Annotated in this window: 23 protein-coding genes and 2 pseudogenes; 7 read left to right on the forward strand and 18 right to left on the reverse strand. The window is 42.1% G+C overall.

What is annotated here, in order from left to right; genetic code table 11:
- Nucleotides 1–95 precede the first annotated feature (95 nt).
- Complete coding sequence (locus NSQ23_RS13375) at nucleotides 96–1,163, forward strand: NAD(P)/FAD-dependent oxidoreductase (RefSeq protein ID WP_339171296.1); 1,068 nt, start codon at nucleotides 96–98, stop codon at nucleotides 1,161–1,163.
- A 13-nt stretch (nucleotides 1,164–1,176) separates the two neighbouring features.
- Here NSQ23_RS13375 and NSQ23_RS13380 read toward each other — a convergent pair whose 3' ends face one another.
- Nucleotides 1,177–1,482, reverse strand: coding sequence for a YuzD family protein (locus NSQ23_RS13380; protein ID WP_339174422.1), 306 nt, complete (start codon nucleotides 1,480–1,482; stop codon nucleotides 1,177–1,179).
- A gap of 496 nt (nucleotides 1,483–1,978) precedes the next feature.
- On the opposite strand from NSQ23_RS13380, the gene NSQ23_RS13385 reads away from it, so the two are divergent.
- Entirely contained in the window at nucleotides 1,979–2,215 is a 237-nt protein-coding gene (locus NSQ23_RS13385) for a NifU family protein (protein ID WP_339171299.1), read from the forward strand.
- A gap of 39 nt (nucleotides 2,216–2,254) precedes the next feature.
- Here the strand turns inward: NSQ23_RS13385 and thrB are convergent, their stop codons facing one another.
- The 5 genes from thrB to yutH form a co-directional block, all read right to left on the reverse strand.
- A complete protein-coding gene (thrB, locus tag NSQ23_RS13390) occupies nucleotides 2,255–3,169 on the reverse strand; it encodes a homoserine kinase (protein ID WP_339171301.1) in 915 nt (304 codons plus the stop codon).
- Entirely contained in the window at nucleotides 3,166–4,224 is a 1,059-nt protein-coding gene (gene thrC, locus NSQ23_RS13395) for a threonine synthase (RefSeq protein ID WP_339171304.1), read from the reverse strand. The genes thrB and thrC overlap by 4 nt, the downstream gene beginning before the upstream one ends.
- Nucleotides 4,224–5,525 (reverse strand): homoserine dehydrogenase, encoded by a 1,302-nt coding sequence (locus NSQ23_RS13400; protein WP_339171307.1) that lies wholly within the window; start codon nucleotides 5,523–5,525, stop codon nucleotides 4,224–4,226. The genes thrC and NSQ23_RS13400 overlap by 1 nt, the downstream gene beginning before the upstream one ends.
- A 163-nt stretch (nucleotides 5,526–5,688) precedes the next feature.
- Nucleotides 5,689–6,654 carry a D-glycerate dehydrogenase gene (locus NSQ23_RS13405; RefSeq protein ID WP_339171310.1) on the reverse strand — a complete coding sequence of 322 codons (966 nt, stop codon included), beginning with the start codon at nucleotides 6,652–6,654 and terminating at the stop codon, nucleotides 5,689–5,691.
- A gap of 47 nt (nucleotides 6,655–6,701) precedes the next feature.
- Nucleotides 6,702–7,640, reverse strand: a complete 939-nt coding sequence (gene yutH / locus NSQ23_RS13410) for a spore coat putative kinase YutH (protein ID WP_339171313.1) — start codon at nucleotides 7,638–7,640, stop codon at nucleotides 6,702–6,704.
- A 132-nt stretch (nucleotides 7,641–7,772) separates the two neighbouring features.
- On the opposite strand from yutH, the gene NSQ23_RS13415 reads away from it, so the two are divergent.
- A complete protein-coding gene (locus NSQ23_RS13415) occupies nucleotides 7,773–8,270 on the forward strand; it encodes a phosphatidylglycerophosphatase A (RefSeq protein ID WP_004892362.1) in 498 nt (165 codons plus the stop codon).
- 97 nt (nucleotides 8,271–8,367) lie between these two features.
- Here NSQ23_RS13415 and NSQ23_RS13420 read toward each other — a convergent pair whose 3' ends face one another.
- The 3 genes from NSQ23_RS13420 to NSQ23_RS13430 all read right to left on the reverse strand — a co-directional run bounded on the left by NSQ23_RS13420 (nucleotide 8,368) and on the right by NSQ23_RS13430 (nucleotide 10,354).
- Nucleotides 8,368–9,138 carry a TIGR01457 family HAD-type hydrolase gene (locus tag NSQ23_RS13420; RefSeq protein ID WP_004892363.1) on the reverse strand — a complete coding sequence of 257 codons (771 nt, stop codon included), beginning with the start codon at nucleotides 9,136–9,138 and terminating at the stop codon, nucleotides 8,368–8,370.
- A 92-nt stretch (nucleotides 9,139–9,230) separates the two neighbouring features.
- Nucleotides 9,231–9,863 carry a metalloregulator ArsR/SmtB family transcription factor gene (locus NSQ23_RS13425; protein WP_339171318.1) on the reverse strand — a complete coding sequence of 211 codons (633 nt, stop codon included), beginning with the start codon at nucleotides 9,861–9,863 and terminating at the stop codon, nucleotides 9,231–9,233.
- Nucleotides 9,864–9,913: 50 nt separating this feature from the next.
- Nucleotides 9,914–10,354, reverse strand: a complete 441-nt coding sequence (locus NSQ23_RS13430; protein WP_004892369.1) for a DUF86 domain-containing protein — start codon at nucleotides 10,352–10,354, stop codon at nucleotides 9,914–9,916.
- A gap of 77 nt (nucleotides 10,355–10,431) precedes the next feature.
- On the opposite strand from NSQ23_RS13430, the gene NSQ23_RS13435 reads away from it, so the two are divergent.
- Both NSQ23_RS13435 and NSQ23_RS13440 read left to right on the forward strand, forming a co-directional pair.
- Complete coding sequence (locus tag NSQ23_RS13435; protein ID WP_004892371.1) at nucleotides 10,432–10,734, forward strand: DUF3055 domain-containing protein; 303 nt, start codon at nucleotides 10,432–10,434, stop codon at nucleotides 10,732–10,734.
- A gap of 37 nt (nucleotides 10,735–10,771) precedes the next feature.
- Nucleotides 10,772–11,041: pseudogene (locus tag NSQ23_RS13440) on the forward strand (cytosolic protein); the annotation flags it as partial.
- 427 nt (nucleotides 11,042–11,468) lie between these two features.
- Here the strand turns inward: NSQ23_RS13440 and NSQ23_RS13445 are convergent.
- Nucleotides 11,469–11,744, reverse strand: coding sequence for a YutD-like domain-containing protein (locus NSQ23_RS13445; RefSeq protein ID WP_004892381.1), 276 nt, complete (start codon nucleotides 11,742–11,744; stop codon nucleotides 11,469–11,471).
- 111 nt (nucleotides 11,745–11,855) lie between these two features.
- Here NSQ23_RS13445 and NSQ23_RS13450 point away from each other — a divergent pair, with 111 nt between their 5' ends.
- Entirely contained in the window at nucleotides 11,856–12,488 is a 633-nt protein-coding gene (locus NSQ23_RS13450; RefSeq protein WP_004892383.1) for a YhcN/YlaJ family sporulation lipoprotein, read from the forward strand.
- Between the two features lie 46 nt (nucleotides 12,489–12,534).
- Here NSQ23_RS13450 and lipA read toward each other — a convergent pair whose 3' ends face one another.
- Together lipA and NSQ23_RS13460 are read right to left on the reverse strand one after the other, a co-directional pair.
- The gene (lipA, locus tag NSQ23_RS13455) at nucleotides 12,535–13,419 is read right to left on the reverse strand and encodes a lipoyl synthase (protein ID WP_064213863.1); all 885 of its coding nucleotides are present in this window, start codon (nucleotides 13,417–13,419) and stop codon (nucleotides 12,535–12,537) included.
- Nucleotides 13,420–13,630: 211 nt separating this feature from the next.
- The gene (locus NSQ23_RS13460; protein ID WP_075039588.1) at nucleotides 13,631–14,980 is read right to left on the reverse strand and encodes an ISLre2 family transposase; all 1,350 of its coding nucleotides are present in this window, start codon (nucleotides 14,978–14,980) and stop codon (nucleotides 13,631–13,633) included.
- Between the two features lie 243 nt (nucleotides 14,981–15,223).
- Here NSQ23_RS13460 and NSQ23_RS13465 point away from each other — a divergent pair, with 243 nt between their 5' ends.
- Nucleotides 15,224–16,195, forward strand: coding sequence for a M23 family metallopeptidase (locus NSQ23_RS13465; protein ID WP_004892387.1), 972 nt, complete (start codon nucleotides 15,224–15,226; stop codon nucleotides 16,193–16,195).
- Between the two features lie 109 nt (nucleotides 16,196–16,304).
- Here NSQ23_RS13465 and yunB read toward each other — a convergent pair whose 3' ends face one another.
- From yunB to NSQ23_RS13495, 6 genes and pseudogenes are all read right to left on the reverse strand, one after another.
- Nucleotides 16,305–17,051, reverse strand: a complete 747-nt coding sequence (gene yunB, locus NSQ23_RS13470) for a sporulation protein YunB (protein WP_004892389.1) — start codon at nucleotides 17,049–17,051, stop codon at nucleotides 16,305–16,307.
- 51 nt (nucleotides 17,052–17,102) lie between these two features.
- The gene (locus NSQ23_RS13475; RefSeq protein ID WP_004892392.1) at nucleotides 17,103–17,405 is read right to left on the reverse strand and encodes a DUF1805 domain-containing protein; all 303 of its coding nucleotides are present in this window, start codon (nucleotides 17,403–17,405) and stop codon (nucleotides 17,103–17,105) included.
- Nucleotides 17,406–17,458: 53 nt separating this feature from the next.
- A complete protein-coding gene (locus tag NSQ23_RS13480) occupies nucleotides 17,459–18,850 on the reverse strand; it encodes a bifunctional UDP-sugar hydrolase/5'-nucleotidase (RefSeq protein ID WP_035019272.1) in 1,392 nt (463 codons plus the stop codon).
- Nucleotides 18,851–18,872: 22 nt separating this feature from the next.
- Nucleotides 18,873–19,691, reverse strand: a complete 819-nt coding sequence (locus tag NSQ23_RS13485) for a sulfite exporter TauE/SafE family protein (RefSeq protein WP_339171323.1) — start codon at nucleotides 19,689–19,691, stop codon at nucleotides 18,873–18,875.
- Between the two features lie 12 nt (nucleotides 19,692–19,703).
- The gene (locus NSQ23_RS13490; protein WP_339174425.1) at nucleotides 19,704–20,552 is read right to left on the reverse strand and encodes a DUF72 domain-containing protein; all 849 of its coding nucleotides are present in this window, start codon (nucleotides 20,550–20,552) and stop codon (nucleotides 19,704–19,706) included.
- Between the two features lie 212 nt (nucleotides 20,553–20,764).
- Nucleotides 20,765–20,920, reverse strand: a pseudogene (locus tag NSQ23_RS13495) (transposase); the annotation flags it as partial.
- Nucleotides 20,921–21,090: the final 170 nt, after the last annotated feature.

Here is a 21,090-nt window from a genome sequence, read left to right on the forward strand (position 1 = left end):
CTTAATCATTCATGTTTCTCGAAAAAATGTTGTTATTTTGTCACAATTTCGTTATACTTTTAATGGTCGAATTTTATCAAAAGGGGAAAGCTTCCATGAGAAACCTCGTGCTACTTGGCGGCGGATACGGAAATATGCGTATACTACTCCGCATCCTTCCAAATTTACCAGAACATATTCGTGTTACGCTAATTGATCGCGTTCCATATCATTGTTTAAAAACAGAGTATTATGCTTTAGCTGCTGGAACGATTAGTGACCAGCACATTCGCGTCCCATTTCCAGAACACCCTCGCCTCTCTTATGTGTTTGGTGAGGTTCAAAAAATTGATCTTCATCACGAAGTGGTTCACCTTCAAGATGGGACGTGTATTTCGTACGATGACTTAGTCATCGGATTAGGTTGTGAAGACAAATATCACGGTGTCCCCGGTGCAGACATTTTTACTTATAGCATTCAAACTATCGATAAAGCAAGAGAAACGTACCAAAAGCTAAGCAATCTCCCACCGCATAGCATTGTCGGCGTCGTTGGAGCTGGATTAAGCGGTGTGGAGTTGGCAAGCGAGCTAGTAGAGAGTCGTCCAGATTTACACGTGAAACTGTTTGATCGCGGCACACGTATTTTGTCTATGTTCCCTGAACGGCTAAGTCATTACGTAGAACAATGGTTTCATTCACATGGTGTTGAGCTTATTCGCCAATCCAATATTACAAAAGTCGAAGAACATACGTTGTATAACCACGATGAAGCTATCCACTGTGATGCGATTGTGTGGACTGCCGGCATTCAACCGAATCGCGTCGTTCGCGAACTGAATGTTGAAAAAGACAATCAAGGACGTGTTGTGTTAACACCTAGACATCACATACCGAATATAGAAAATGTATACGTCGTTGGGGACTGTGCAAGTTTACCACATGCCCCGAGCGCTCAACTTGCTGAAGGTCAGGCAGAACAAATCGCCCAAGTGTTGCAAAAGCGGTGGAAAGGCGAAGAACCACCAAGCGAATTTCCACCAATTAAATTAAAAGGCGTTTTAGGATCATTAGGCAAAAAGCATGGATTTGGTCTCGTTGCTGATCGTCCACTAACCGGTCGCGTCCCACGCCTTCTAAAATCAGGTGTTTTATGGATGTATAAGTACCATAACGGATATTGAGATGAAGGGCGAATTACTCCGCCCTTTTTTCAATCGCTTCATAAATGTTTTTTAATTTCGGATTTCCTTCGTCAACAATCTCACCATCAATAACGACAACCGGATAAAATAAATCTTCGTCGATTACTTTTTGCGCAAACTGACGCTTTTCATCATCTTCCGGTGGCGAAAAAATATCAACATAAACGAACTGAAACGCATGATTCGGATATTTTCGTGAAACTGCAGCTTGAATCCATTCATACGTATCTTTTGATGACGGGGCACCGACACAAGAAGCACAAACTGTATCTGCTCCGTACACACATATTTCAATCATATTCATCCTATTTCGCGCAGGAGACTCCCACTTCAACGACCAAAGGGAGTAAGTGGGAGAGGAATGCGCGTTCCCCCTTTCTTTTGTGTATGATATAATAAAGGCGTGGAGAAAACCGTTCAATAAAGGCACTCCAATAACTGCTACTCGATGTATGGAGTTGGTTACAGGAAACGTTGTAACCGTAAAACATCGAGCGTAGGTCCGTCTGTTGTGTGTGGAAGCCAAGTACTGCCAACAGACACACCGAGAGAATCGGTAACGATGCAGGCATGACCTGCGTCGTTGGGTAGTCGTCAACCTGCCCCTGATGCAACCCCAAGTCAAGGAAGGAGGAAGAAGTCCGTTTGCACTTCTGGGGAGTTGCAAGCCCTCACTTCAAGCGTTAGCTAAGTGGGGGTAGTTGACTCTCTCCCCCGGAAAAAAGTTAAGTAACGTGAATAGATTTTTTTCATCATGATGATTATAATAAAATTAGTGAAAGGAGTCGATGAAAATGACAGATCAAGATATTAAACAACAAGTGCAAGAAGTATTAGATAAACTTCGTCCATTTTTACTTCGCGATGGCGGAGATTGCGAATTAGTTGATGTGGAAGATGGCGTTGTTAAACTTCGCCTTCTCGGCGCTTGCGGAAGCTGCCCAAGCTCAACGATTACGTTAAAAGCGGGAATTGAGCGCGCATTGCTTGAAGAAGTTCCTGGCATTGTTGAAGTTGAACAAGTGTTCTAACAGCAAAAAGGGTGTCCAAAAAATGATTGGGCACCCTTTTCATTTCTCTAACGCCATTTTATATACAGAGCTACCTGTCTCCTCTACTGACAACATCCGAACATCGCTATATGGAAACGCCACTTTCAACGCATGATATACTTTCTCTCCTTGCCCTCGTTCCGCAAAACATAGCACCGTCGGACCAGCACCACTTAATGCGACACCGAATGCTCCACTCCGCTTCGCCACGACACGCACTCGTTTCAATTCAGGTACGAGACGCTCCCGATATGGCTGGTGAAAAAGATCCGCATCCATCATCTCACCTGCCAGTGACCAGTTTTGTGTAAGCAATGCGGCAACGAGCACATTTCCAACCGCACTCGCCTCTACTGCCTGCGCACGTGTGAACTCACTCGGAAGAACGGTACGAGATTTTTTCGTCTCCAGTTCATACGTCGGAATGACCGCAATGAGATCTATCGGGATGTGCGGTACGTGCACAACATGCGTACGTTCTTTTACATAGCTACCAATTACTAACCCCCCATACAAAGAGGCGCCAACATTATCAGGATGCCCTTCGTATACACTCGCTATCCTCATTTTCTCTTCTTGCGACAAACGGAGACGTCCAATTTCATTTGCCAACTCAATAGCCGCCACAATCGCCGCAGCACTACTTCCGAGACCGCGTGTAAAAGGAATATTGCTTGAGACAAATACATGACAAGGCGGCAACGTTACACCATACTCGCTTGCTAATTTACTTGCTACTTGATAAATTAGATTACTTTCATCGGTTGGAATGCTTTTTACTTCATCTGTTTTTGGGATAAATCCCCACGATTCTGCACGCACGACTTCCAATGTTAAATGTAACGATACCGCTAATCCGATCGAGTCAAAGCCAGGACCGAGGTTGGCTGTGCTTCCTGGAACGACAATTTTTAACATCTCCCCATCATTCATTGAAGAACAGCTCCTTGAATATGCGCAAACACCGCTTCCTCATCATTCGGCAAGACGATCGGGTGAACTTTCATCGCTTCCATCGCTACATTCGGATCTTTCAATCCGTTTCCAGTTAGCACCGCAACAATACGGCTGCCTTTTTTAATTTCACCACTTGCCACTTGCTTCATCACACCAGCTATCGATGCACACGAAGCAGGCTCTGCAAAAATTCCTTCTTCGCGCGCAAGCAAACGGTACGCCTCCAAAATTTGTTCATCTGTTACCTCATCGATTTTTCCACCTGATTCGTTGGCAGCTTGAACAGCGTATTCCCAACTAGCTGGATTACCAATGCGAATCGCTGTCGCAATCGTTTCAGGATTTTCGATCACTTTATTACGTACAATCGCTGCCGCCCCTTCCGCTTCAAATCCGCGCATTTCTGGTAATTTTGTGCCATGCTTTTCATGAAATTGCTTAAACCCTTTCCAATAAGCTGTAATATTTCCTGCATTTCCAACTGGTATGGCAAGAATATCTGGCGCCTCCCCGAGTTGCTCACAAATTTCAAAAGCGGCTGTTTTTTGTCCTTCGATGCGATACGGATTGACCGAATTAACAAGCGTGACTGGAGCCAACTCACTCAAACGGCGCACCATTTTTAATGCATGATCGAAATTTCCTTGAATTGCAACAATTTCCGCTCCATACATAACCGCTTGTGCCAACTTCCCAAGCGCAATTTTCCCATCAGGAATGATAATAATACAGCGCATATTCGCCCTCGCAGCATAAGCTGCTGCTGCCGCAGACGTATTTCCTGTCGAAGCACAAATGATCGTATCGCTTCCTTCTTCCTTTGCCTTAGCGACAGCCATCACCATTCCGCGATCTTTAAATGATCCTGTTGGGTTTGCCCCCTCTGTTTTAACGTATAATTCCACACCGAGTTTTTCTGATAAGTGAACAAGCGGGATAAGTGGTGTATTCCCTTCATTTAACGATAACAGCGGCGTTTGATCGGTCACTGGCAAATAGTCACGATAATGATGTAACAACCCTTTCCACATTACAATGCACCTTCCCCTTCTACGCGATACGAGCTTTTCACTTTTTCGACGACTTCTAAATCTCTCAACTGCTGCAATACATCACGATAGTCTTTTAACGATGCTTGGTGTGTAACGAGTACAATTTCAGCTAAATCTTTTTGATTTAATGGCAATTGTAAAATTTTTTCAAAGCTCACTCCTCTTTCCGAAAAGAGCGATGTAATTTTTGCAAACGCCCCGACTTGATCTTTCACATGAATGCGTAAAAAATATTTCGAGTATATTTCGCTATCGTCTTTTAACTGCTTATCGTATTGCGGAGTAACTGCACTTCTTCCATTCACCCCAAGACGCATATTTTTCACGACAGCAACGAGATCGGATACGACGGATGTCGCTGTCGGCAAACTTCCTGCCCCCGGACCGTAAAACATCGTCTCGCCAACCGCCTCACCGTAAACGTAAACTGCATTATATTCATCGTTTACAGACGCAAGTGGATGCGTCTCTGGCAACAACGTCGGTTGTACACTCACTTCAACTTTATCGCCGTCTCGATGGGCAATACCGATTAATTTCATTGTATAACCGAGTCGTTTGCTATAGTTTAAATCTTCTTCCGTAATCCCAGTAATCCCTTTTACGTACACATCTTGTAAATCAATATTCATCGAAAAGCCAAGCCGAGCTAAAATTGCCATTTTCCGTGCTGCATCTAATCCTTCCACATCTGACGTTGGATCTGCTTCCGCATAACCAAGCGCTTGCGCCTCCGCTAATACTTCTTCATATGGCCGATTAAATTTGCTCATTTTTGTTAAAATGTAATTTGTCGTTCCGTTGACAATCCCCATCATTTTCGTAATACGGTCAGAAGCTAATCCGTCCACAAGGCTGCGTAAAATTGGAATGCCTCCTGCTACACTTGCTTCATAAAATAAGTCACAACCGTACTCAGACGCAACGGAGAGCAACTCTGTACCGTATAATGCCATTAAATCTTTATTCGCTGTGATGACATGCTTCCCATTTTTTAATGCCGTTAGTATATATTGACGCGTCTCTTCGACGCCTCCCATCACTTCAATGACAACATCAATGTCCGGATCATGAATCACTTCTTCTACATTTGTCGTTAATACCGCCTCCGGCAAAGCGACATCTCTTTTTTTATCGCGATCACGCACCGCAACCTTTTTAATTTCTACAGGGCAACCGACTTGATGCATCAATTTATCTTGATGGTTTTCAATGATTTTGACAACACCACTACCAACCGTTCCTAATCCTAATAATCCGACTGACACGCTTTTTACCATCTTCCCCACCTCTTGTTTTCCTGTAGTGAACATTTGTTTTTATATAGTAGACATTATAGGACATCTCCGCTTCATTTACAATCCTTATTTTCACTATCGTATCATATGAAAACGTTTTATGTTTAAAAATTTTCTAAAAAAATAAAAAAAGAGCCCTTTGGCTCTAACGCACAGGTGTATATGGTTCTTTTCCTTCCAAGACGGCCATCACATTGCGGCAACATACATGCATCATTGCATATCTCGTCTCCTTCGTTGCACTTCCGATATGTGGTAGTGCAACAACGTTAGGCAATTGTAAAAGTGGGTGATCCGACTGAATCGGTTCTTCTACAAATACATCTAATCCTGCACCAGCAATTTGTCCGTCAATTAATGCATCATACAGCGCTTTTTCATCAACAACCGCTCCACGACCTGCGTTAACAAAAATGGCCGACCGCTTCATTTTCATAAATGCTTCACGATTAAACAATTGATACGTTTCGTTCGTTAAAGGAGTTAAACAGACAACAAAATCCGCTTGCTCAAGCAACTCGTCAAACGAACAATACGTTGCACCAAGCGTTTGTTCCGCTTCAATATTTCGTGAACGATTATAGTATAACACGCGCATATAAAACCCTTTCGCTCGATGCGCAACAGCTTGCCCGATTTTCCCCATACCGACAATTCCAATCGTTTTATGGTGAACATCTGTCCCGGCAAGTAACAGCGGGCTCCAACTTTTCCATTCTCCTCTTTTTATAAACTCTGTTGCTTCAATTAATCGTCTCGCTGTTGCTAGCAGTAAAGCAAATGTTAAATCTGCTGTCGTTTCTGTTAACACATCGGGGGTGTTACAAACGATAACTCCATATGTTTTTGCTGCCTCTACGTCGATATTGTCGTAGCCGACCGCCACATTTGCCACCACGCGAAGCTTCGGACTTTGCTTCAACAGCTCCTCATCAATGCGATCAGATAGCATTGTAATTAACGCTTCTGCCTTGCTCGCTTCCTCAAGCAATACGTCGCGCGGCACAGCGATGTCCTTATGCGGCCACATGTTCACATCATATTTGTCACATAACGGAGCAACAATATCGTCCGGTAATTTTCTTGTAATAAACACATACGGTCTTCCCATCTTTTTAACCCCTTTCGCACATTGTCCTCCGTTTTATTGTAGCACATTTATAACCAGTCAAGACGAGGAATGGAAACAGTAGTCATGTCATGAAAATGGCGAAGTTTTTGTTCATACATATCACTCTCTTCAAACACTTGTCTCAATTGCTGTTCATAGCCTTGTCTTATGTCTCCTGCTGTTCCGTAATAGTTTTCAATTGCTTGAAAATAATGAAGCGGGAATAGTAAGCGAGCATAAATCATCCGCCAAGAAAAGCGACTAAGTGTTTGCACCCGTTCATACGTCCGTAAAAAATGCGTAATCGTTCCGTCTACTTGTTTCATAAGCCATTGCTTTCTTATCCATTCTGCTATATCGCGACCCGCATGATCACACACCCAATCCGTCGGTATTTTCCCCATCTCCCATGCTTCAGGCGCAAATTGTTCATGACAAATGGTTCGCATATCGCTACGCATTGGAACTTCATCTAATTGGGTATCTACGACATACTGAATCGCATTTTCGGCTAAGCCTAAGTAATACGGAAATGTCTCAATAAACAATTCGTCCATTTCATTTTTTTCAGACGACCTCACTTGCCATTGCCAAAACTGTTCTAATTGATCAATGCGTTGCCCCCATAGCTCGTTCCATTGACCGAATCTGTTTCTTGTGGAAACATCATACGGATATGTGCGCCCGCGCTGATGAAATAATGCCATCTGTTGTGCTAAATCGTCTGTTTCATTTCGCTTTCCCATCTTCCATACACTCACTCGCATCCCTTGCAACTGCCCAACAAATCGACCTGTCTTCGTCGGAAGCAACGTTGCAATCGTTTCATCACCTTGTGCTCGCATATACATCGCCATGTAATATAATTGCTGTATGTCGTTTTCTTTCTCATTTGTTGGCACGGCGACATATATATCGTTTCCACTTCGAACGAGAAGACGATCATTTTTTGTTTCCATATGATCGACACGAAAATAATAATCCATGCACATCCCTCCTTCTTTCATGTATATGTTTAAAAAATACGTATAAACTTCATATGAGAGAGGAAATAAACGCACGTTTCATAAAAAAACACATACATTGTAAAAAACAAAAAATGAAATAGGTGAAGTTGGATGGAGGAAAAGAAAATAGGAAAAATGGAGCAAATTGCACGACAATGGCTTGCAGATCGCGGGGTAACCATCGAACATATTGCGGAACTCGTTTATTATTTACAATCTAAATATCATCCTGACTTACAAATGGACGAATGTATTCATAACGTCAATCGAGTCATCGCAAAACGCGAAGTGCAAAATGCGCTATTTACCGGCATTCAGCTCGATATTTTAGCGGAAAAAGGATTGTTGGAAGAACCTCTTCAATCGTTTATCGCAAAAGACGAAGGACTGTATGGCGTCGATGAAATTTTAGCTCTGTCCATCGTTAACGTATATGGTTCCATTGGTTTTACGAATTACGGTTACATCGATAAACAAAAACCGGGTATTTTAAAACAATTAAATGATAAATCTTCAGGTTACTGTCATACATTTTTAGATGATATCGTTGGAGCGATTGCTGCTGCCGCTTCAAGTCGTTTAGCACATCGCGCCGCCCACGTTGAATAAACGATTGTTTTTCCTTCAGCGATAGCCAATATAAACTGTAATACTAAAAAAGCAAGGCTAACCCCGAGACGCATTTGCGTTTTAGGGTTAGCCTCTTTCATATACGTTCCATCCATTCCTTTAACGAATCGACGACATATGTCGGTTGTCGGTCATACGTTTGTAACATTTCTTTCGTCGTCACGCCTGTATGAACGAGGAGCGTATCTATTCCGGCATTCATTCCCGCCATAATATCTGTATCATAGTTATCCCCGATCATTAACGTTTCTTCTTTTGGCACACCGAGCACGTCAAGCGCCTGTTCCATAATAATTTTTTCTGGCTTCCCAATAAAAATCGGTTTCGTCTGTGTCGATACAGCGACAACAGATGTAAGTGAACCGTTTCCTGGTAACAGTCCACGCTCTGTCGGAATCGCGATGTCTCCATTTGTCGAAATAAACATCGCTCCGTTGCGAACAGCTAAGCAAGCGATCGCTAATTTTTCATAATTAATGCTGCGATCAATGCCCATTACAACAACTTCTGCATCTTCATTCGCAAATGTAAACCCTTTTTCTTCAAGCGCTCGACGAATGCCATCTTCTCCAATCACATACACAGAAGCATTCGGCTTCTTTTCATAAATGTAATTGGCCGTTGCTTGACTTGTTGTAAATACTTGCTCTTTCGTTGCAGGGATGCCAAAATTCCGTAGCTTTTCAGCTACTTGTTCTGGCGTGCGTGAAGAATTATTCGTGACAAACAAATACGGAATACCCTTTTCATGAAGACGATGCACAAACGCACACGCCTCTTCAATTCGTTCGGTCCCGCGATACATCGTACCATCTAAATCAATTAAATATCCTTTATACGTTTTCACTTTTGCCACTCCTTTTGACAACTTGCACGTTCAAACTTTAACGCAAAACAACTATTTTTGTCAAAAAGAGAGCAGCAACTGTCAACGATTGTTCATTTTTTTCGCTTAATATGGTAACGACACGCATCATCCCCATCAGCTAAACATGTTTTTGGCACAATGTCCGCCTCGTGAATAAGCGTCTCAAACAACTTTCGTTCGCACTCACAAGCAATCGGATACGCTTGGGCAACCTCTGCAATCGGACAGTTATGTTCCACTAACTCGAATGAACCGTCATCGTACTGTAACAACTCTGACATATATCCGTGCTCATTTTGTACCGCCACAAGTTCTTTTATTTTTTCATCAAACGATTTATCACCAAATTGTTGTTCGTATAGTTTTCTCATTCGCTCTTGTCGATTTTGAAACAAATCTGCTACAATTTGTTTCCCGCCCATCTGTTCTAAATCAGCTAAAAAATCAAGCATCGTTTGTTGATAATGACGCGGGAAACGCTGATGTCCTTTTGCGCTCAACTCATATACGTTCGTCGGCCTTCCCATCGGCTGACGAACAAGCGTCGATTCAATCAATTCTTCACGCTCTAATGCACTTAAATGACGGCGGACAGCCATTTCTGTAATTTGCAATTGTTCCGCCATTTCACCGACAGTCAACCGTTTCTGCACTTTTAACATTTTTAAAATTTGCTCTTTTGTAGAAGAGGTTTTTTTTCGCATCAATTTTCACCCTCTTCCATTTTAAACGATTTTCCCTATACGCACAATTTTTAAACATTTTCGTTTAAAAAGGCAGACACTGGGCCTAGTTCATCATGTAAGTATGTGCGAATAGCATGCGGAAAAGAATGAAGAACATGCTTATGACGTTGCAACACTTCCAACAATTCGTCATGCGGCACATCGATGTATTGTTGAACGAGCTTTTTACGGAAATGAATGATTTGTTTTAGCGCTTCTCCATCTTCAGCTGAAAGGACACGTTCATCGACTAAAATATCAATAATGTCCTCATAACTCCCTGGATCGCGCATAATAAAACCATCAATCATGGCATTTCCTACATCAATAATAGATTCAATAATGACATGTGCAATGCGCTCAAGCGCGAGTTTCTCGATCGGTGTATGAAACGGTTGTTCCACATAACGAACGATTTGCTCCATATATTGCAATGTTTTTTCGATTTTTTGACGATCAACAAAATACATCATCCATCTTCCCCTCAGTGTTTTATTTTATTGTATCATAGCGCTTTCTTTTACACATCTATCAGAAATTTGTTAAGATGAAGAAGCAAACAAAAACATACGGAGGTTTGAATATGGAGCGTTTCTTTTTATATGATGACACAGTCGATACGAAAACACGTTTTGTTAGCTTCGTTGGAAAAAATGAACGGTTTGATTTAGCGATCGTCCAAACAGACCGTTTTTATGGGAAAGTGCTTGTCCTTGATTTACAAAGTAACCGGTTTGCCATTATCGGTTCAGACGACTTACAAGAACCAGGATATATTGAACATGCATACAATATCAATGAAGAGGAAGCAAACGAATTACGAAACTTTTTACATGAAATCGTCGGTTAAAGGATACGCTATGTAAAAAACGAAAGGAAGCGTTCATATGACCGATGAAACATATCATGATTTTTCAACGGTAGAAGCAAGAAAAAATTTTCTCGTTCCAGAGACATTGCCTGAAGGTCCATATGGCGCGCCGCGTGGTGAACATGAGCCGGTACAAAATAAAAGTACCCCGTGGCAAGAAGGACAGCGATATTATAGTGCATTTAATTACGAGTACAAATCGCTTCATCAAAATATTCCACGCCAAGATCCAGGGGCACATCCCGTTCATGACGATCCAGACGAGAACGGACAACAACCATATTCATCCTATTTCGCGCAGGAGACTCCCACTTCAACGACCAAAGGGAGTAAGTGGGAGAGGAATGCGCGTTCCCCCTTTCTTTTGTGTATGATATAATAAAGGCGTGGAGAAAACCGTTCAATAAAGGCACTCCAATAACTGCTACTCGATGTATGGAGTTGGTTACAGGAAACGTTGTAACCGTAAAACATCGAGCGTAGGTCCGTCTGTTGTGTGTGGAAGCCAAGTACTGCCAACAGACACACCGAGAGAATCGGTAACGATGCAGGCATGACCTGCGTCGTTGGGTAGTCGTCAACCTGCCCCTGATGCAACCCCAAGTCAAGGAAGGAGGACGAAGTCCGTTTGCACTTCTGGGGAGTTGCAAGCCCTCACTTCAAGCGTTAGCTAAGTGGGGGTAGTTGACAAAAAATAGGTCAGGTGTTCTGACCTATTTTTTCACTTTCCGCAACACAAAATATGCACATCCAAAATTACAATATTCAAACAAATATTCCGATAACGTACTTATTTTCGTATCATATGTCGCCTTTTGATTATGGTCATCAAAAAAGCCTCGCAAACGAAGTTGGTTATATCCCCAATCACCGACAATGTAGTCATATTTATTTAAAATGTCTGTGTAGCGAGCACGAAACGCTTCTTCATTGAACCCGTTACGCACATTTTCCACGAGCTCGTAACATGTATTATGAACGCAAATCATAGTTCTCACCTCTTCTTCCCATTTCTATCATAAAACATGTCTTTCTCCCAGGCAATCACCGTTATGATCCTTTCCATAAAGCGAATAATAAAAAAGAAGGGGGGAGTTACTTTGCGTAATACATGGTTATGGACAGGGATTAGCACTATCGTTTTATTATCTGGCTGTGCTCAAATGAATGAATCCACATCTTTGTATGAAAAAAGCGGAACCACCATTAACGTCCGTTCACGAAACGATTTATATAACGAACATGGCGTAAAAAATGGGATGGATTCACGGTTAACTAATTTCGGTTACGTCCGTCATCAAAAAAGTCCTATTCCAGGGGACACGACACAATATGCGACCATTCCAGTATTAAACCGTGAAAACGTTGCGGACTTAATTAGCAAATTATGTACACAGCTTCCGAACGTTTATGACGTTGGAACGCTCGTCACAGACGATACAGTGTTCGTCGTTTACAAAACAGATAGTACAAATCGCTTTGAAACAGCCGATCAAGTGAAAAAAACAGCGATTTCTGTCGTTCCACGTTATTATCACGTATATGTTTCAGACAATCCGCGCATGTTTCAAGATATTGAGCGCTTCGGACGTTTAGACGCTAATAGCCGAAATATCGATCAAATTTTACAACAGACAATTAAAGAAATGCTTAAATCACCACAAGGAAGAAAAGTAAGTAGCGGGGAAAACGAAAATGGCGTGCAACGCGAAGAAATGAACATGATGCAATAAGAAAAAAGGATGTCCCGCTCAAATGAAGTGGGACATCCTTCATCATTCACTCCGCCGCCTTTGCTGATTGTACTTGTTCATCCGCATGATAAGAAGAGCGAACGAGCGGACCGGACTCACAATGGCTAAATCCTTTCGCTAGTGCAATCTCTTTTAATTCCATAAACTCATGCGGATGATAATATTTCTCCACTTTCAAATGTTTTTTCGTTGGTTGTAAATATTGTCCAATCGTTAAAATGTTGACTCCTACGGCTCGTAAATCGTCCATAGCTTCTAAAATTTCTTCTTTTGTTTCACCAAGTCCAACCATTAAACTAGATTTCGTTGGAATGTCCGGCTGCATTTCTTTTGCACGGCGTAAAAATTCGAGCGAACGTTCATACGTGGCACGCGCACGCACACGTGGAGTAAGGCGACGAACCGTCTCAATATTATGGTTCAAAATATCTGGCCGCGCGTCCATTAACGTTTTTAAGTTTTCATACACGCCACCCATGTCAGACGGCAATACTTCGATCGTCGTCAATGGATTTTTACGACGAATGGCGCGAACTGTCTCCGCAAATACAGCTGCCCCACCATCTTTTAAATCATCGCGCGCTACAGCAGTCACAACGACATGTTTTAAATTCATTAGACGAACGGATTCAGCAACACGCTCTGGTTCTTGCCAGTCTAACTCAGTAGGCAATCCTGTTTTGACGGCACAAAAGCGGCAAGCACGCGTACATACGTCCCCTAAAATCATAAACGTTGCTGTTCGACGAACCGCCCAACATTCATGAATATTTGGGCAACGTGCTTCTTCGCATACAGTATGCAACTGTTTTTCACGCATCATTTTTTTTAAGCCTGTATAATGTTCGTTCGTATTTAACTTTATTTTTAACCATTCTGGTTTGCGAAGGTGCTGTTCTTTTGTTGACATGTTTTTCACGCTCCACTCGTTAATGTACATTACCCATTATACGAGTTATTGCCTTACAATACAAAACAGTTTGTTTTTCCGTTTGAGTCAAGACTTTGTGGGAGATTTTTTTCTCGACCGATTTTTTTGGTTATATATGGTTTTATAAAATCGTTATATGTAAGCGCTTTTACTCACTCTCATCCTGTAGGTATGTGCGTTTTCTCTCGTTTTAAAAACCTTTCAATGCTTGCAATGCCTCGTAAATCGGTGTCCCTGAAGATTGGCGAAGGTATGGGATGTTATCTCGTACCACTTCTGTCATTTGCGTTTGCACGCGCTTCAGTGCCTTTTTCACGATCGTTTCTCGTTTCGTTTCTTCTCGTTCTTCCACGCCATACATCACTCCATCGCGTGTCCGAATGAGTAACGTATCTTTTATCGCGACGATCGCTCGCAACATCGCTTCAATCCCTGCATCCCTCCAACTTCGACCGTTTTTACTTCGTTTCGCAAACACATGCATCGTTCCTTCCGCACTCCCCATCGCCCTCATGTTTGTCGTGTCAATCCCTTTTTCCTTCAACCATACGCGATAGTCACGTAAACATCCTGGTATCTCCTCGATTCGACGAACAAGCGCCTCGAGTTGCTTTTCCTTCTCCTCATGTTCTAACGTACCGATGGCACTTGTGAGTTCTCGTAACACACCTTCTTCATCCCATGATGCTAACTTCTTTCGAATCACCCGATATCTCGCATGACCTCGGAACAATTGACGAATCTCTCTTGCCACATGGAACCGATCAAGCTGAAAGTACCCCCTGTCCCCGAAATATTCTCGACACGCTGTAATCCATGGGGCTCCATCTCCATTGATGACCACCCAATCCTCAAACGGATCATAGCTGTATTCCTTCATCAGAAAATTCTCTACAGCTTCCCAAATCGGTTCATTCGTTTGATGAACCATATACCGTCGATTCACTAAGGATACGCGTTTCCCGTTTTTCTCCCATCCTTGGTGAATCGTGATGATCTTTTCTTCTTTTCCTTTGATGCGGCTTCGTTGACGTTTCACGTACAACCCGTCTGCTTCGATAAAAAACACGCGCCCTTTTTTCTCCATCGCACGGTGCCCTTCCACCTCTGCCTCGATGATGGACTGGCGAATCGTTTCGTGACTCATACATGCATACCCCACCAGCTTTTCAAGCGACTGCGCAGCCTGTCGATACGAAGAACCCGTCACGGCGAGATGAATCGCTGTCTCCTCTAATAGCGGACTCACTCCATGCGCCCCATCGAACTGAAGAAAGACATCGAGTAAAGACGTATACACCTTTTTTTCACGGTCAAAGTAGTAGTTTCGCTTCACTTCCACCTCTCCAAATAGCGTTTGGAGTCGGATCGTCCGCTTATCTTTGAGCGCATATCGTTTCTTGTCCCGCTGTTCTGCCAATGTGCGGTCGATCTCCTCCAACACCTGTTGAAGGAGATGACCATATTGTTTTTGCATATGTCTAAATAAAGACTGTTCGATCTCTTTTAATGTCAAGCCGTTTGTGATATAATCCTGCATGGGCTCCACTCCTTTCTTTGGTTGTATTTTTTTCTCACTTACTACCTTACCAGGAGGAGAGCCCGTTTTTCATCTATTTTGCTTACATATCTGACAGGTTCCTTATTATACCAAATCAGGAACCTGTCTTTTTTTCTCCCACAAACATTTTACTCATACTGTTTTTCCAACATTTTTTATTTATGAAAACAGTCGATTACCCCAAACTAATGATATGAACTTCGGAGAAAGGAGCAAGAGTGCGTGAGAACATTATGGTGCATCATCTTTCTTCTTTTCGTGCCGTTTCAAGCATTTGCAGCTGCACCAAATGATTTATATGACAAGCGAATGGAACTTTATAAAAAGGCCGAAGCGATTTCTTTCATTCCATGGTACTATTTCGCCGCTGTTGATCAATATGAACGAAGTGTTCGCCAAGCACGTAGAGATCTACCGAAACCAACAGGAGTAATTAGCATTTATATTCCCCCGGAACGCTGGGCGGGTCCACTCAACAAAAATCAAGAAGATCAAAACCCGTTTACCATTAGCCAATTCGGTGGCATAGGGATAGATGGAAATGGAGACGGTATCGCTGATCGGACAAACGATGAAGACGTATTATTTGCATTCGCTCGCTTTTTACGATCATATGGCACGGATCATACGCATATAAAAATGGCGCTATGGGATTATTATGAGCGAAACAAAACCGTCGATATCATTTTAGGAAAAGTGAAGCTATATAAACATTTTGGGACAATACAACTCGATCAATATGCCTTCCCAATTCCGCGCCGCTTTGAATATAGCTATCGGAGTACATGGGGAGATGCACGCGGGTGGGGAGGGCGCCGCATTCATGAAGGAACAGACATTTTTGCTCACTATGGCACGCCGGTTCGTTCTACATGTTATGGCATCGTTGAATTAAAAGGTTGGAACAAATACGGTGGTTGGCGCATCGGTATTCGTGACATCAACAATACGTACCACTACTTTGCACATTTAAACGGATTCGCCAACAATTTAGAAGAAGGATCTATTGTGGAACCTGGCATGCTCATCGGTTCAGTCGGAAGCTCTGGTTATGGGCCACCCGGAACGTCAGGTAAGTTTCCACCTCATCTTCATTATGGGATGTATAAAGATAATGGCTATACAGAATGGTCGTTCGATCCATATCCTTATTTAAAACAGTGGGAAAGACAAGAACGAATGAAAAAAAGATGAGGCATTTTGCCCCATCTTTTTTTATGATTGACGGCTTTTCTTTACTGCATGAGCGATACCCTCTAAATCATAGCTATACCGATCATCATGTACATTTTAATTGCTTTCATTATTTAACAGGAATTTGAATCGACGTATTTCCTTCCCCTCCCTGATTGTAAAATTGCGGAACTTCGCCTTGAATAATTTGGATAGCGACAGGAATGTCGTTTTGAATCGTTGCTGTTTTTGTTGCAAATGGAATAATAATTTGCACGTTCACTTCGATATGAATTGCTATTTCTATTAAAGCATTGTTAATTCCAAATGGACGAATATTTTTGTTGACATCCGAATGAACGTCCCCAATGACGTAAAAGCGAACCGGTATACGCGGACCTAAATTCCCTAATAAGACGTTGTTTGTTGCTTGTCCGAGCGGGATATAATAAATAATCCCTTTTTCCATTTCCGTTTCAACTTGCACGTCTGGAAACTCAAGCGCGGATAGTTTTCCTTCCGATGCTGCTTTTAAATTTCGCTGTACGCGGTTTGTCGTTTTTGCTAATACACGATTGACTACTGTTGCATTAAAGTCAATAGCCGAAATTTTTCCTTGCCCATCTTTTTCAATTTTAATAAAGTTTTCGACGTTGAAATCGTCCTCAGCAATTTGTTGACTAATCGCATTGTTTATCACTAAGTTCGCTAGGCGGCGCGTTTCTTTCTCGGCGATCGCCATAAGCGTCGGTTCAATCCCTCTATTAATGAACCAAAGGCTCGCAACAGTCGAAACAATAAAAAAAACGAACGTGATTAAAAAAATATAACGGACGGGTAGCGGTTTTCTTCTTTTGCGCAATTGTTGATACAACAAAAATCCCCCCTCTCACGCTATATGTATGCGATCAAGCAGGGGATTATTATTTTATTTCATGAGAAGCAAAGCGTCTTTTCCTTTCATTCCACGTGAGATTCCTAATTGTTCAGCCGCAAAAGTGACAGACTCAAGCGGTGCTTCTAACAGTTGGTCAATTGTTCGCACCCCTACCGCCCTTCCTGCGACAATACCGCGATCACGCAATTTTTCGTTTAACAGCGCTACATCTAACGCCCCGCACATAATGTATCCTTTATCATTTGCAACAGCTAATAACGTTGTTTTAGGCAACTGAACAGAAATCGCTGTAAACGGTTCTCCGTTAATCCATAACGGTTTTACCTCAATCATATGTTCACGCTCCTTTCCTTTATTCAATGTATGAATAAAGGAACGAAGGGTGCCTACGATTGATACATGTTTTTTAGCTTCCACGCAAGCACATCACGCAACATTTCTGGCATATAATATTGTTTTTTCGCCCGATATATTTCTGGATATAAATGTCCGAACGTAAACATATCAATTGTCGCCACCGCATACGTTTTTTGCTCATCGATTGGCTGATCATGAATAAAAATGCGGCGCACATGTGCTTGACCATCTATCAGTTGTTCTTTTTCAACAGTAATGCGGTCATACACCATTTGTCCCATTACTTCTCCACGAAATCCAAATCCTTTCAGACGTAACTGTTTCATTTGTTCAGTTTCCGCTTGTAAAATGACTTCTTTTAACTCGCTCCCTCGCAAATATACTTTGCATGGATTAATCGGATGTGGACAAATGCGGTGAATGTCTCCTTTCGTCACAACACCTTTTTCGAGAGAAGACAGTAGCACCCCGGCATTCACCATCGCTACATCGCCCTCACACCATTCATTTAACGCTTGCGCAAGAATGGTTGCCAATGGAGACGGGGCAAACCAATCAATATGTAGCGTCTCTGGCAATTGTACAATCGGCTGAGCCAACGCACGAGCAGATTGTGCAATCATATCATTTAATTTTTGTTTTGTTTCTTCGCATTCATATTCTAACGCTTCCGTATGTTGTACATGCGCCTTCATATCTACTTTTCGACTTTTTTGATCGATCGTCAACGTGACATGCCCAACATAATGACCGAATTTCCCCGCTCCACAGAGCAACGTTTCATTCACCCATTTTCCTTGCTCAAATACATGATGGGTATGACCACCTAAAATCGCTGTCAATTGTGGGAACATTTCTGCCATTTTTTCGTCATCATTTACGCCTAAGTGAGATAATAAAACGATCGCATCCACTTTTTCCGAAAGCTCTTCCACAAGCTGAGCGACCGTCTCAAATGGATCCGCAACACGCCATCCAAGCAGCTCATAAAACGTCTGAAACGGAACGGTCACCCCAATGAACGCCACGCGAACACACCCGAACGTCATGATAACATACGGCTTCATCCAATGTGGGCGCTCTCCGTTTTCATAAAAAACGTTCGCAACAATCACAGGGAATTTAGCATGTGCATATAACGTATCGAGCTGTTTATGACTCAGTGTAATTCCTTCATTATTTCCAATTGTGACCGCATCGTATGCTGCATCGTTTAAAAGGGTGATATTAGCTTTTCCATCCGACGCTTCTGTCAATGGATGAAATCGATCAATAAAGTCACCAATATCGAGCAAAACCATATGTTCATTTTGTTTTTTATGCTCGCTTCTTTTTTTTCGTAAATAATGCACTACTTTTGGCCAATGTTCAAAATGGCTATGCACATCGTTTGTATGATAAATATGTATCGTCTCTTTCAATGTTTGCAACACACCTTTCCCTTTACCAGCCAAGTCCTTGCACGATTAAACGAACCCCAAGTAAAATGAGTACGATCCGCAATAGCGTCACAACTGTTTTTCCTTTTAGTCTCCGATTAAGCCATGCGCCACATTTTGCACCGACCCATACGCCCGGAATAAGCGAAAGCGCAAACGCCCATGCAACATTTCCTATAAACACATGAGTTAGTGAACTAACAATGGATGATAAAAAAACGATAAACATCGATGTAGCAACGGCTACGTGGGGAGGAAACAAAAACAATAACATCATCGCAGGCACCATGAGCGAACCGCCACCAATGCCAAAAAACCCGCCGACAAAGCCAACAATAAACGCAATGAGCGTAGCGATGAACGGATTATAGCCATATGTCACTTCCTCTCCTTCGTTCGTGACATATGTGCGCATAATAGGAAACGTTCGTGTTGCACGCGGTGAAAAACGCGATTGAAACATAAGCAAAAATGAAACAGCAATTAAAAATAATCCGAAATAAAGCGAAAAATGTTGCATATGCACATGTTGATTTACCCATGCACCAAGCATTGCCCCTGGTCCACTACCGATGAAAAAAAACAAGCCGCTTTTATAGTCCACCATTTTATGCTTCATATATGTTAAAGTCGACGACAATCCATTAAAAATAATGACGACAAGCGATGTACCAACCGCCATTTGTGGTGAAATGGCTGGCAATACATGTGCGGTGCTTAAAAAAAGAAGCGCGGGAACGATAATGATCCCTCCCCCTAAACCGACAAGACTGCCGATCGTTCCTGCTAAAAAACCGACCACTAAAAGAAGTATGTATTCCATTTTCATCCCCCATTATGAAAACAAATCTAATTGTCGTGGCGCTAAGTTCGTATACTCAATACCTAACAACTGCAAAAACTGTTTTGCATTATCAGCGGCATCTCCACCCGAGTTATTGTTAAATAAGACGTAAATGTGTTCACATTTCGTTTGTAACATGCGAATATGCTGTACCCACTCTTGTAACTCTTGCTCGTTATATCGATATAAATAACGAACAGCGCGCCAATTTTCATCATCCCGTTTATTCCAGCCAGCTACGTTGCGTCCGTGTAGACGAATGAGCGTTTTATTTGGATCTGTTGGATGCAAAACAGTCGGTACCGATCCTTCCCCCGCTTGCGGTTCATCGCAAATGCTATGGATCCAGCGCTCTTCTTCCATAAAACGCAACGTCTTTTCGTAAAACGGAGGGGAAAACCACGATTGATGACGAAATTCAAGTGCCACAGGAACATTCCCCATTCGCTCCCGGCACCAACGCAAATAGTAAACATGTTCTTTTTTACAATCGAACCAAGGTGGAAATTGAAATAACACCATCGCAAGCTTATTTCCTTGTTGAAATGGCTCAATCGATTGTAAAAATGCAGTAAACATCTCGTCTTTGTTTGCATATGGAATGTCACCACGTTGATGCCCTGTCATTCCTTGATACGCTTTCACGACAAATTGGAATGACGCAGGCGTTTCCGCCATCCATTTTTCAACGTTCTGGCGCGGTTGAATCGCATAAAAATACGCATCAACCTCAACCGTTGGAAAATAAGCGGCATACGCTTGTAGCTTATCTTTTGACGCAAGTCGAGACGGATATAAACTATCATGATCGCCCCAACCTGTTAATCCGACATAAATCATCTTCATCACCTACATTTTATCTTACCATAACATACAAAAAAAGCCGATGACCTGCATCACGCAGATCATCAGCTCGTTTATTACCCAATACTACCTTCCATTTCAAACTTGATTATTTTTGCTTGTTGCATGAGAAAATAAAACCTTACAAACGTTGATTTATCAGGGTTTTTCGATTTTTCTTAATCAAACAAAATCATAAACCACAATATTACTGGAGAATATCTTTTGATCCATTTGTAAATCGTTACTTCAGATACGCCATATTCGCTGCTTAAGTCCTTAACTTTCCTTCCAGTACCGTAAAGATCTACCACCATTTTTTTGAAGTCTTCATTGAATTTTATACCAATATTTTGGTTACCCATAGGGACACATCCTTTCATTAGCATTTTAGTCAAATATTCAAAAACTTAACTAAGATGTGTCCATAAAAATATACTAGCATCACATATTAGAAAAATTAAGTTGGTTTTTAAACAACAAATGTTCAATGAAATGAGCTATTCCATTCGTCTCTTTTGTTTCATGTTTCCTC

The sequence above is a fragment of the Anoxybacillus sp. FSL W8-1294 genome (genome assembly GCF_037965005.1).
Lineage (GTDB): Bacteria > Bacillota > Bacilli > Bacillales > Anoxybacillaceae > Anoxybacillus > Anoxybacillus flavithermus_G.